Source organism: Gordonia sp. CPCC 205515, from assembly GCF_048537925.1.
In the GTDB taxonomy this organism is placed as follows: domain Bacteria; phylum Actinomycetota; class Actinomycetes; order Mycobacteriales; family Mycobacteriaceae; genus Gordonia.
On sequence record NZ_JBCLVJ010000002.1, the window covers coordinates 41227 to 53594 of the forward strand.

Sequence of the window (12368 nt, forward strand, 5' to 3'; positions counted from 1 at the left end):
AGAGAGCTTGTTTCAGACGGTTTCGGGGATGGCGGCGAAGCGGTCGGTGTGCTCGACCTCGAGGCGCTCTTCGAGTTCTTCCAGAGTGGTGCCCTTGGTTTCGGGGACCATGCGGTAGACGAACACCCAGGAGACGATGTTGACGGCGACGAACAGGCCGAAGGTGCCGGTCGAGCCGAGCGACGAGTTCAGCAGCGGGAACACGAACGAGATCAGTGCGTTGGTGCACCAGAGGACGAACACCGCGATGCCCATCGCGAATCCGCGGATGTTGAGCGGGAAGATCTCCGAGAGCAGTAGCCACACGCAGGTGCCGATGAACATTTGGACGAAGGCGACGAACAGCACCATGCAGGCGAGGATGACGTAGCTGCGGGTGGTGGATTCGGGGAGCAGGAAGGTCAGGGCGAGGGCGGCCTGGGAGGCGGCGACGCCGGCGAACCCGATGAGCAGCATGGTGCGGCGACCGAGGTAGCCGAGCAGCACGATCCCGATGATGGTGGTGACCACAGAGGTGACACCGACGGCGATGGTGGCCACGAGCGCGGCGCTCACGCCCAGGCCGCTCTGTTCGAGGATGGTGGGTGCGTAGTAGTTGACGGTGTTGATGCCGGTGGCCTGCTGCACGATGGCGAGCCCGCAGCCGATGAGCACGATCCGTCGAATCCAGGGGACGTCGCGCAGGATGGTGAGCGGCTTGCGCTTGGTGGAGAGCATGTGGTGGGTGTGCTCGTCGATGATCGCGTATTCGGCGGCGGCTTCGGACGGGGTGCGGGACAGGTTGAGTACCGAGCGGGCGTCGTCCATCCGGCCCTTCAGCGCGTACCAGCGGGGTGAGTCGGGCAGGAACAGCATGCCGACGAGCAGGGTGACGGCGGGGATCGCGGCGACGGCGAGCATGATGCGCCAGACGTGCGGGTCGTCGATCAGGTGGTTGAGCAGGGCGTTGATGGCGAAGGCGAGCATCTGGCCGGTGACGATCATGAGTTCGTTGATGGTGACCATGCGTCCGCGTCGGTCGGCGGGAGCCATCTCGGCCAGATACAGCGGGCAGGTCACCGCGGCGGCGCCGACGCCGAACCCGAGGATGATGCGTGCCACGACCATCGCCGCGACCGTGGGCGCCAACGCGCAGGCCAGCGCGCCGACGAGGAAGATCGCGCCGCACATCAGCAGTGTGCGTTTGCGGCCGAGTCGGTCGGCGATGCGACCACCGAACAGTGCGCCGAACGCGGCGCCGGGGAACAGTAGCGAGCTGACCACGAGCGCTTCGGTGAACGACGTCAGCGCGAGGTCGTCCTTCATGTAGAGCAGGGCACCGGAGATCACCCCGGTGTCGTAGCCGAACAGTAGACCGCCGAGCGTGGCGATCACGGTCAGTTTGGTCAGGAAACGCCCGTGCGACGCTGTCGGGACTGGGGTGGTGGTCATGTCGGTGGACCTCTTCCGCCGGGAAAGTCTTTGGTCATCTAACGCGCGTTAGTAACGCGCGTTAGGACTATGATGTGGGTAACCCGTGGCTGTGTCAACAGTCACTTTCGACAGAAGGGGTATCCGGTGCCACCGAGCTCAGCAGTGAACAGGTCCCGACGGCGGCCGACAATGGCACAGGTGGCCGAGCGGGCCGGAGTCTCGCGCACGCTGGTCTCGTTCATCCTCGACGGCAAACCCGGTGCCAGTGACGAGACCCGGCAGCGGGTGCTGGCCGTCGCCGAGGAACTCGGGTACCGGCCCGACTCCGCCGCGCGGGTGCTGGCCCAAGGGCGTTCGCGGACCCTTGGCGTGTTGATGGATGTGCAACAGCTGCACCAGGCGGCGATGGTGACGAGTATCTATCCGGCCGCGGAGAAGCGTGGGTACGAGGTGCTGCTGTCGGCGAACCTGCCGGACAAACCGGAGGCGCATTCGATCGATGCGCTGCTCGCGCATCGCTGTGGTGCGCTGATCCTGTTGGGTCCCGGGTCGTCGTCAGAGTATCTGAGCGACTTGTCCCAGCGCGCGCCAACGGTCGTCGTCGGTGAACGTCTGCCCGAACGTGCGTCCGAGATCCCGCTGGCCACGGTGCGTACCGACGATGTCACCGGTATGCGGATGGCGGTGGACTATCTCGTCGAACTCGGTCACCGCGACATCACCCACGTCGACGGTGGTGGTGATCCCGGATCCGACGATCGGCGTGACGCTTATCGACAAGCCATGCGCGACAACGACCTCGCCGACCACATCACCGAGGTACCGGGTGCGCACAACGAGGCCGCCGGCGCCGATGCCGGTCGCGCGATCATGGCCGGAGCCGCGCTACCGACGGCCATCCTCGCCGGCAACGACCGCTGCGCGTTCGGGTTACTGGACGTGTTGTCCCGCGGCGGGCTCGACGTCCCCGGCGACATCTCCCTGATGGGTTACGACGACAGCCTGCTCTCGGACAACCCGCGCATCGATCTCACCACCATCCACCAGGATCCGCACGAACTGGCTTGTCGGGCAGTCGACTTCGCGGTGGATCTGCTGGAGGAGACCGCGCGTGACAGCTACGACATCGTGCTGGAACCGTCGCTGAAGGTGCGGGGGACGACGGGGGCTCCACGGCCCGTGTAGGACATGCCACTGCGCCGGGTGAGTAGGGGTGCTCCGCTACGGGGGTAAGTGTCGACCGAAACCCGCGTAGTCGTATACGCGTGCCGCGCGAACCCTCGCCGACCAGCCTGGACCTGTGTGGAAATCCCCCCCCGGTCCGCACAGTCACCCACCAGGAGAAACCATGTCCACGTCATTGATCCCACGTCGTCGCTCGCGCGTAACCGCTGCGGCCGCAACCCTTGCCGCCGCAGCAGGCGCTGCCACCTTAGTACTCGCCGCGCCCGCATCCGCCCAGGCCACCAGTGTCTCGGTCACACCAGGCCCGGGCGGTCGGATCGGCACCACCTGTACCTACGACGTCGTCGCCGCGGTGACCGGACCAAACACGGTGCGGTTCAAGGACAATGGCGTCCTCATCGGTGGCGGTCCCATCGCCGTATCCGGCGGTACCGCCACGGTCAAATGGACGCCCACCACCCCGGGCACCCACATCATCACTGCACAGCAGGGGACCGGCAACGGACCGACCCGCACCACGACCGTTCAGGTCGGCCAAGGCATGAACTTCGGCAGTATGTGCCTGGTGTTCTGAGCCACACCGCGAGGGTGGGGCCGGCGTTCCCCCTGGTCGGCCCCACCCGTCGCGATGATCAGGTGGTCACGAGATTGCGCAAGTGCTGGTGGGCTTCTCGCCCCTGGACTGGATGATCCCGCTCGGTCCACGCGAACGTTGCCCAGAGTGCGAGCCCGAGAATCGCTGCGCCCAGACCGATCTCGCACACCAACGTCCAGCCGCCGGTCTGGTAGGCCCATCCGCCGACGGTCGAACCGATGACACCGCCGGCGAAGTACGACACCATGTACGCCGTCGTCAATCGCGACCGTGCTTCGGCGTCAAGCGAATAGACCCCGGTCTGGTTGGCGAGCTGCACACCTTGGACACCGAAGTCGAATACCAGCAACGCGACGATCAGGGCGGCCACGCTGTGCCCACCGATCCACAGCAGCAGCCAACCGGCGATCTGAGTGAGCCACGCACCGTATTGGGCGTGCCGCAGGAACCCGCGGTCGGCGAGCTTGCCGACGATGGGTGCGCCGAGCGCGCCGGCCACCCCGGCGAGACCGAACAGTCCGATCTCGGCCTCGCTGAAGTGATACGGCGAGTCGCCCGAGCCGGCGAGCAGGAAGGCGATCGCAGTCCACATGGCGCTGAACGCAGCCATGCTCAACGCGCCCAACACCATTCGGTGCCGCAACACCGTCTGCTGGGTGACGAGCGTGAGGATGGATCGGAGCACCTGCGGGTAGGTCTGCGACGGATCGGACGGGTGTACCTCACCGCCCGGCGCGCGGAACCACACTGCGGCCGCCATCGCGAGTTGCAGCGCGGCGGCGACGAAAAGGATCGCGCGCCAGCCGCCGACGTCGGCGACCAGCCCGGACAGCACCCGCGAGAACAGGATGCCGATCAACAGACCGCTCATCACGGTGCCGACCACCGTCCCACGCTCGCCCGGCCCGGCAATCGCAGCCGCCCACGGCACCACGATCTGCGCCGCCGACGCGGAGATCCCGACGGCGAACACCATGATCAGTAGACCCGCATAGGTCGGCATCAGCCCGGCGACGATCAGCGCGACACACGACACCGCGAGCAACGTGACGACGAGTCGTCGACGATTCAGGAAGTCGCCGAGCGGGACGATGAACGCGAGACCGAGCAGGTAGCCGACCTGGGTGACCGCGACCAGCATGCTCGCGGTGGTCGTGGAAATCGAGAAGTCGACGCTGATCTGATGCAGCAGCGGCTGCAGGTAGTAGAGGCAGCCCGCCGACGACCCGGCGGTCACCGCGAACAGGAACACCACAAACCGACTGAGCCGATACCGGGAGTCGGTGGGTGTGGGTGCAGAAATTGCCATGAGACCATGCTGCCGGGCGCGGTCCATTCTGAAAAGCGATAGATTTTGATGTGTGCATCACTATTCGAGATGCAGTCCTCGGTTCGTCCGTCCGCCAGTTGCTGGTTCGTCGGGCCCGTGCTGGGGGCCGATGAACGGACAAGTAGCGGACGAACGTGGCGTGGCGCCGCTATGGGATGACGCCTTCGGCTCGCAGTGCGCTGAGCACCCTGGCGTGGAGGGTTCTGGGTCGTCGCCGGGCTTCTGACCACGTCCAGCGTACGACCCGAGGCCCGGTGTCGCGGATCGCGTCCTCCCGCAGTTTCTCTTGGTAGATCACTTCCTCGGGGAGTTCATCACTGAACGGGTTGGATCGGTGGTACTTCACCCGTCCGTCGAACTCGCCGACGACGCAGAGCTTGCCCGACTTGTCGCGCCACCCGTAGTCGCTGCGCACCCGCTTCCGACCATTGAGATCGACCCATATCTCGACTTGCAGATCGGGCGGCGGAATCTGCGGGTCTTGCGCGAGGGCGAGCCTGCTCACCGTCTCGCCGACGCTTTCGGCCCGCCCGTCGACGAGTGGCATCGCCGCGCGAAGGATTGGCGCACCATTATGTCGTCGCAGCCGTTCGACCTGCTCATCGATCTCGTGTCGCGGCACCCCGAGGTGCAATCCCGAATCGAGGGCGCAGACCGCCTGCTCCACGGTCCCGATCCGCGCGGTATCGCAGATTGACCGCGACCGCGAGGTGAGCAGGATGTCGTCGATGGTGACGCGGTCCGAATCCTTCAGCGTTCCTTGATGCACCATGCCATGCGCGGTTCGTTTGGCGGTTGTCGCGGTGGTGAAGTGGACGGTGGACAAGTCGGGGTCCAACAGTGGAAGTCGTCCATGCCGAGGATTCTGCCCCCGATCCGGGTCGTCGCCGAAAATCCATGCACAGGCCCGCGTCCCCACCTGTGGATCGAATGTTCCTCCGCCTGTTGTCCGTTCGTCGGTCACCTGCAAGTGGCCGACGAACGAGCAACCGGCGGACGAACTGCGAAATAGACTCCTGAGCGTGGAGCTGCGACAACTCGACTACTTCCTCGCCTGTTGCGAGCACGGGACGTTCACTGCAGCCGCGCGGTCGTTGCACGTCGTTCAGTCGGCGGTGTCGACGGCGGTGGCCAAGCTCGAGAAGGAACTCGGCGAGCGGCTCTTCGACCGTACGTCGACAGTGCTGGTACTCACCGACGCCGGGCGTGCGGTGATCGAGCCGGCGCGGGCGGCCCAGCGGGCCCGCGCCGACGTCTTCGACGCGATATCCGGCGTGCGCGGCGACATCCGTGGCGAGGTGTCGGTCGGCGCGTTGGTGAATGTGGTGTCGATCGATCTGGCGGGCGCCTTCGCGGCAGTGCATCGTCGGCATCCGGGCATCACCATCGCGATGCGCCAGAATCCGCGCGGCAGCGCAGGCAACATCGTCGGCGTGCGATCCGGCACCCTCGACCTCGCCTTCCTGGGTGCTTACCCGACGACGATCCCGGGCATCACCGTGCACCTGCTCGCGTCCGAGCCGCTCGTCCTGGTGTGCGCTCCCGATCACCGGTTCGCCGAGACCGGCACGTTCGCCACCGCCGATCTTGCCGACGAGCGCGTCATCGACTATCCACCCGGCTGGGGTACCCGCGCGGTGGTCGACCGGGAGATCCCGCACCGGCGGACAGTCATCGAGGTGGCCGATCAGGTTTTCGGGATGAGCCTGGCGGCCAACGGTTTCGGTGTCACGCTGGTGCCGGTTGGGGTGGCGCGCACCCAGTCCGACGGGGCGATCATCCCGTGCTCGGACAAACGACTCACCTGGGATATCTCGATCGCTCACTCCTCCGAGCGCACCCCGTCGAATGCGGCGCGGGCCGTGCTCGATGCGGTGCTGCAGTTTGCCTCGTGAACGATTTGTGACGGGTCAGGTGATGAGATCCATCATCACCTGCCCGCCGCGGGTACGGTACGCGCGACGTAGTCGGCCAACGTGAGCTGAAGATCTGCTTTGCCTTCGCCCGTCGCCGGCAAGGCCCGATTGACGACTGTCGGCACCTCGTCATCCATCATGCGTCCATGCTGCCATTGGCAGGATGGATCGGGTTCTCGTCGTCGAAAAACAACTCACACAAATGCAGCGATAAACGCGTCAAGTGCCGCATCCGGGTCCGATCGCGCCCACCCTTCGAGTCCGACGACGCCGGTGTATCCGAGGTCCTTCAGCGCCGCGGCGATCGCGGGGTAGTGGATCTCCCCGGTGCCGGGTTCGCAACGTCCGGGCACGTCGGCCACCTGGATCTCGCCGACGAATGGCAATGCGGCGCGGGTCAATTCGATCAGGTTTCCCTCGCCGATCTGCGCGTGGTAGAGATCGAGGTTCATCCGCAGATGGGGTGAATCCACCGCACGCACCAGCGCCATGGTGTCGGCCGCGGTCGCGAACGGGGTGCCCGGGTGGTCGACGGCGAGGTTGAGGTTCTCCAGCGTGAACACCCGTCCGTGGCGTTCGCCGAGTTCGGCGAGACGACGCAACGTGTCGGCGGCGGTCAACCACATCTCGGGAGTTACCACCTCGACCGGCCGCACCGGCAATCCCTCGGGTCCGAGACCGGTGCCGTGCACGTTCAGGCTCGGACAGTTCAGTCGCGCCGCAACTTTCAACGATTCCTCGGCCGACTCCAGGAACGCGGATATGCCCTCGGACTCAGTGAGATTGCCGGTGAGGTAACCGGTCATCGACACGAACGAGGCGCCAGTTGCGACGAGTGCGTCAATGTCCTTGGTCGACCAGTCCCAGATCTCCACCTGTAGGCCGCGATCATGGATGGCACGGACACGGTCGACGAAAGGCCGTTCCAGATAGAGCATTTCGGCGCTGGCTGCCAGCGAGTACGGGGCGCTCATCACTGCACCTCATCGATCTCGACGGTGGCGCCGGTCTGCACACTACGGATCGCGGCCAGCGCGATCTGCAACGCCGTGCGGGCATCCGCCCCGCCCACCACGGCCGCGCCGCCGGTGCGTACCGCGTCGACGAATGCGGTCAGCTCACCGACGTACGCCGAGTGCAGGAGCACGGTATCCGCTCTCGCGGTGTCGATTTCGACACCCGCGGCACCGTAGAACGTCATGTCGGTGGTGCGGCCGTCGCCCGCGGTCGCCATGCCGTTGGAGCCGAACACCTCGCCACGCACGTCGTATCCATAGAGCGCGGAGAAGTTGGCCTCGGCGGTGGCGATGGCGCCGTTGTCGAAGGTGATGGTGACGACCGCGGTGTCGAGATGGCCGCTCGTCTTCGCGTCGGGGCGGACGAGCGCGTCCGCGAACGCATGCACCCGGACCGGTCGAGCGCCCGGATTGAGGAAGCAAAGGGTGTCGAAGTCGTGGATCAGGGTCTCGAGGAAGATCGTCCACTGCGGGACACGTGCCGGATCTGCCTGCCACGGACCGGGATCCCGCGTCAACGACCGCAGCAACTGCGGGGTGCCGACCCGACCGTCGTCCACCGCTCGGCGTGCCGCCGCGAAACCGGGCGCGAAGCGGCGGTTGAAGCCGACCTGCAGCACCACACCGGCCGCGTCCGCGGCGGCGATCGCGCGGTCCGCCTCGTCGAGGGTGACCGCCATCGGCTTCTCGCAGAAGACGTGCTTGCCGGCCTGGGCTGCGCGACAAACCAATTCGCTGTGGCTACGGGCCGGCGCGGTGATCAGCACAGCGTCGACGTCGGGGGAGCCGAGCACGTCATCGATGTCGGTGGTGGCGAATCCGGCGCCCACAGTCTCGGCGAGGCGTGCGGCGGCACCGTCGACCGGGTCGGCAACCGCGGCCACTACGGCGCCGGGCACGTGGCGGGCGATGAGGGCGGTGTGATTGCTGCCGATGCGGCCGGCGCCGATGGTGGCCACCCGGATCGGGGCAGCGGCATCGGCGCGCGTCGCCACAGGTGCGGGGGAGGCGCTGATCGTCATGAGGTTCTCCGTCACATGTTGGTAGTACGTTCTAGTAGAACGTTCTAGGTGACGCGGCGGTGAGGTTGGTTTCGAATCGGGGGAGGAGTGGCTCCGAGTCGGCTGGCCTGGAACGCCGGTCATCTAGTACGTTCTAGTCGATGACGATAGTGGGCTTGACCACACCTGGTCAAGCCCTGAGGTGTCGAAGCGGAGGTGGGCGGTGAGCAGCGCAAAGCGGGGGCGGCCGACGCTGATCGACGTCGCCCGTGAGGCCGGGGTGTCGAAGGCGCTCGTGTCCATCGTGATGCGCGGGGTGCCCGGCGCCAGCGACGAGACCCGCGAGCGGGTGCTGCGCATTGCCGACGAGATGGGGTACGTCCCGGATCAGCGGGCACGGAAACTGCGGCAGTCGTCGTCGAAGCTGCTCGGCGTCACCTTCGAGTTGCGTGAACCGTTTCACGGCGACCTCGTCGAGGAGATGTATCGGGTGGCCGCCGACTCCGACTTCGACGTGGTGATCAGTGCCGTCGCGCCGAGCCGCCCGGAGTCCGCGGCCGTGCAGACGGTGGTGCGTGAGCGGTGTGAAGCGGCAATCCTGTTGGGTTCCCGGATGCCCGATGCTGATCTGACGGCGCTGGCGCGTCGGTTGCCGGTGCTGGTGGTGGCCCGCGCGGCCGAGGTCGACGGGGTGGGCTACATCCGCTCCGACGACACCGCGGGCGTCGCTCAGGCGGTGGATCACCTTGTTGAGCAGGGCCATCGCGCGATCGCCCACGTTGACGGCGGCGCGGCACCCGGCGCTGATGACCGCCGGGTGGGATTCTTGGCGGCGATGGCCCGCCATGGCGTTGCCGAACCCCGGGTGGTGGCCGGGGGTCTCGGGCAGATCGACGGTGCCCGCGCGATGCGTGAGTTACTGGCCGACGCAACGCGACCAACCGCCGTTATCGCGTTCAACGACGAATGTGCCACCGGCGTCATCGATTCCACGATTCGTGCGGGACTGTCTGTGCCGCAGGATCTCTCGGTGGTGGGCTACGATGACGCGCGTCTGGCGTCGTCGGCGGCGGTACCGCTCACCACGGTGTCGCAGGACGCCGGGGAGATGGCGCGAGATGCCGTTATCGGCGCGCTGGCGATGATCAACGGTGGTGCGCCACCGGCGATCGTGCGTCGTCCGCATCTCGTCGTGCGGGAAACGACAGCACCGCCCCGATGACCGGAGCGGTGCCGTCGTACAGCGACGAGGCCTGCCGCTCCCTGAGGTGCGAGGAGCGCAAGCGACGAGCCTCGAAGGGTCAGAGTCCGGCCTTCGCCCGCAGATGATGCGTGTAGATGCGCCCGGTGGTGACGTCGTCCTCGACCTCTTCCAGTGTGCGACCCCGGGTTTCGGGTGCCTGCGTGTAGACGAAGGCCAAGGCGAAGATCCCGACGATGCCGAACATGAAGAACGTGCCGGTGATGCCGATGGCGTCCACCAGGGTGGGGAAGAACAGGCCGAGGAAGGCGTTGGCCATCCAGAGGCAGAACACCGAGATACCGATGGCGAGGCCGCGGATCTGCAGCGGGAAGATCTCCGAGAGCAGCACCCAGGTCGCGACGTTGAGGAAGGTCTGCATCGAACCGACGAACAGCACGACCAGGAACAAGATCACGTAGGGGCGTAACGGGTTGCCGACCGGCAGCAAGATCGACGCGGTGCCGATGAGGAAGTGGCAGACGGTCGTCAGGGTGTAGCCGATCAGCAGGGTGGTGCGGCGGTTCATGTGCTGTGCGAGCCAGAGTGCGATGGCCGACCCGATCACCGCGATGACGCCGGGTGCGATGTTCGCGATGAGTGCGGCGTTGGAGGTGAAGCCGGCTTCCTTCAGGACCGACTGCCCGTAGTACATGATCGAGTTGATACCGGTGAGCTGTTGGGCCACACCGAGTCCGATGCCGACCAGGATGATGCGGCGGACCCAGTGACTGTCGCGGATGGCCGACCAACTGCCCTGTACGCGGTTCTGTTCCATCTCGTGGATCTCGATGACCATGTCGATCTCGGCCTTCGCGCGCTGCTGCGATCGAATGGTCGAGAGCACTTCGCGCGCTTCGTCGTTGCGTCCCTGAGTGATCAGCCAGCGCGGCGACTCCGGGACCCGCAGCATACCGAACATGAGGCATAGGGCGGGGATCACGGCGACGGCCAGCATGTAGCGCCAGACGCCCTCGTGCTCACCCCACACATTGCCGATGATGGCGTTGATGATGAATGCGGCGAGTTGGCCGATGACGATCATCAGTTCGTTGCGGCCGGCGAGCGAGCCGCGGATCTCATACGGCGCGACCTCGGCGAGGTAGACCGGGACGACGGTCGACGCCGCGCCGACGGCGAGGCCGAGGATGACGCGGCCGAGCACCATCACCTCGAAACCGGGGGCGAACACACAGGTGAGCGCGCCGATGAGGAACAGGAACGCCAGCCCGACGATTGTCTTCCGCCGACCGAGCACATCGGCGATGCGGCCACCGAAGATGGCGCCGAAGGCCGCCGCGAACAGCAGCGAGCTCGTCACCACGCCCTCGGTGAACGCGGTCAGACCGAGGTCTTCCTTCATCGGTTCCAGCGCGCCGTTGATGACGCCGGTGTCGTAGCCGAAGAGCAAACCGCCCAAGGTTGCGATCAGGGCCACCGAGTGCAGGCGGCGCCGGAAAGGTCCGTGCCCCAGTGGTGGCAGTGCCCTTCTTTCCTTGACGAGTTCCGAACTCTCGGCTGTGGACATCGACACTCCCGGGGTTGGCTTACATTGCGGTTGGCGTCGTGATGGTGGTCACGCGCGAACTTTCCCGATACTGTCATAATGTCCTAACAAACTTCAAGGGTTGAGGAGAACTTCATGCGACTCGGACTCGTCGGGTACGGCGCCGGTGGCCGTCTCTTCCATGCGCCGTACATCGCCGCGGTGGAGGAGATCGAACTGGTGGGTGTGGTGACGCGTAACCCGCAACGGCGCCACGAACTCGCCGTCGACCTGCCCGGCACCCCGGTGTTCGACTCGCTCTCCGACCTGCTCGACGCCGGCGTCGACGCGGTCACGATCACCACCCCGCCCGACACGCGACGTGATCTGGTTCTCGAGGCGATCGGACGCGGGGTGCACGTCGTCGCCGACAAGCCGTTCGCCCCGGACGCCGCCGGCGGGCGGGAACTCGCCGACGCCGCGCAGCGGGCCGGCGTGCTGCTCAGCGTGTTCCACAACCGACGCTGGGACACCGACGTGGCGACCATCGCACAGGTGCTGCCGCGACTTGGAGAGGTGTGGCGGGTCGAATCCCGGTTCGATCTCGATGAGCCGGGCAGCCTCGACGCCGGACCGTCGGGCGGGCTGCTGCGCGACCTCGGGGCGCACCTCGTCGACCATGTGCTCACGACCTTCGGACCGGCAAAGTCGGTGAGTGCGCATCTGGACTTTGTGGACCAGCCAGAAGGCCGCACCGACTGCGGTTTCGCCGTCTCCATCTCCCACCGCAACGGCGTGTACTCGACGGTGGCCGCCAGCAAGATCAATCACGTCGCCGCGCGGCAGTGGCGGATCTACGGGTCCGAGGGCAGCTACGTCAGCGACGGCACCGACGTGCAGACCGACCAGATCAAGTCCGGTCGACGTCCGGCCGATGACCTCGCGGGTTGGGGCTATGAGCGCGACGGCCGGTTGGGCACGCTGCACACCGCCGCCGGTGTCGAAACGATTCCGTCGGCGCAGGGTCGCTACGACGAGTTCTACCGGCAATTCGCCGCCGCGGTCGATGGAGGTGGGCCGCAGCCGGTTCCGGCAGTCGAGGCGATCGCCGTGCTCGAAGTACTCGACGCTGCGCGGGAGAGTGCGCTCGACGGGGTCACCGTTCGGCTGTAACCGACGCGGCAAT

Annotated in this window: 12 protein-coding genes; 5 read left to right on the forward strand and 7 right to left on the reverse strand. The window is 66.4% G+C overall.

The genetic code is table 11. The features are described from left to right. Window positions 1–12 precede the first annotated feature (12 nt). Window positions 13–1431: a sugar porter family MFS transporter gene (locus AAFP30_RS00400; RefSeq protein WP_419227852.1), complete on the reverse strand. Its 1419-nt coding sequence runs from the start codon at window positions 1429–1431 to the stop codon at window positions 13–15. Between the two features lie 171 nt (window positions 1432–1602). Here AAFP30_RS00400 and AAFP30_RS00405 point away from each other — a divergent pair, with 171 nt between their 5' ends. Then, window positions 1603–2598 (forward strand): LacI family DNA-binding transcriptional regulator, encoded by a 996-nt coding sequence (locus tag AAFP30_RS00405; RefSeq protein WP_419227853.1) that lies wholly within the window; start codon window positions 1603–1605, stop codon window positions 2596–2598. A 163-nt stretch (window positions 2599–2761) separates the two neighbouring features. Beyond that, entirely contained in the window at window positions 2762–3172 is a 411-nt protein-coding gene (locus AAFP30_RS00410; protein ID WP_419227854.1) for an Ig-like domain-containing protein, read from the forward strand. Window positions 3173–3230: 58 nt separating this feature from the next. On the opposite strand, the gene AAFP30_RS00415 is transcribed toward AAFP30_RS00410, so the two are convergent. After that, the gene (locus tag AAFP30_RS00415; protein WP_419227855.1) at window positions 3231–4502 is read right to left on the reverse strand and encodes an MFS transporter; all 1272 of its coding nucleotides are present in this window, start codon (window positions 4500–4502) and stop codon (window positions 3231–3233) included. A gap of 169 nt (window positions 4503–4671) precedes the next feature. Beyond that, entirely contained in the window at window positions 4672–5349 is a 678-nt protein-coding gene (locus tag AAFP30_RS00420; RefSeq protein ID WP_419227856.1) for a hypothetical protein, read from the reverse strand. A gap of 196 nt (window positions 5350–5545) precedes the next feature. On the opposite strand from AAFP30_RS00420, the gene AAFP30_RS00425 reads away from it, so the two are divergent. Then, window positions 5546–6418, forward strand: coding sequence for a LysR family transcriptional regulator (locus tag AAFP30_RS00425; protein ID WP_419227857.1), 873 nt, complete (start codon window positions 5546–5548; stop codon window positions 6416–6418). 35 nt (window positions 6419–6453) lie between these two features. Here AAFP30_RS00425 and AAFP30_RS00430 read toward each other — a convergent pair whose 3' ends face one another. Genes AAFP30_RS00430 through AAFP30_RS00440 form a run of 3 tightly spaced genes read right to left on the reverse strand, consistent with a single transcriptional unit; the run spans window position 6454 to window position 8477 of the window. After that, the gene (locus AAFP30_RS00430) at window positions 6454–6579 is read right to left on the reverse strand and encodes a hypothetical protein (protein ID WP_419227858.1); all 126 of its coding nucleotides are present in this window, start codon (window positions 6577–6579) and stop codon (window positions 6454–6456) included. Window positions 6580–6633: 54 nt separating this feature from the next. Next, window positions 6634–7413: a TIM barrel protein gene (locus AAFP30_RS00435; protein WP_419227859.1), complete on the reverse strand. Its 780-nt coding sequence runs from the start codon at window positions 7411–7413 to the stop codon at window positions 6634–6636. Continuing rightward, entirely contained in the window at window positions 7413–8477 is a 1065-nt protein-coding gene (locus AAFP30_RS00440; protein WP_419227860.1) for a Gfo/Idh/MocA family oxidoreductase, read from the reverse strand. The genes AAFP30_RS00435 and AAFP30_RS00440 overlap by 1 nt, the downstream gene beginning before the upstream one ends. Before the next feature lie 202 nt (window positions 8478–8679). Here AAFP30_RS00440 and AAFP30_RS00445 point away from each other — a divergent pair, with 202 nt between their 5' ends. Then, window positions 8680–9678 carry a LacI family DNA-binding transcriptional regulator gene (locus tag AAFP30_RS00445; protein WP_419227861.1) on the forward strand — a complete coding sequence of 333 codons (999 nt, stop codon included), beginning with the start codon at window positions 8680–8682 and terminating at the stop codon, window positions 9676–9678. Between the two features lie 79 nt (window positions 9679–9757). On the opposite strand, the gene AAFP30_RS00450 is transcribed toward AAFP30_RS00445, so the two are convergent. Then, the gene (locus tag AAFP30_RS00450) at window positions 9758–11224 is read right to left on the reverse strand and encodes a sugar porter family MFS transporter (protein WP_419227862.1); all 1467 of its coding nucleotides are present in this window, start codon (window positions 11222–11224) and stop codon (window positions 9758–9760) included. A 114-nt stretch (window positions 11225–11338) separates the two neighbouring features. On the opposite strand from AAFP30_RS00450, the gene AAFP30_RS00455 reads away from it, so the two are divergent. Next, window positions 11339–12355: a Gfo/Idh/MocA family oxidoreductase gene (locus tag AAFP30_RS00455; protein WP_419227863.1), complete on the forward strand. Its 1017-nt coding sequence runs from the start codon at window positions 11339–11341 to the stop codon at window positions 12353–12355. Window positions 12356–12368 lie beyond the last annotated feature (13 nt).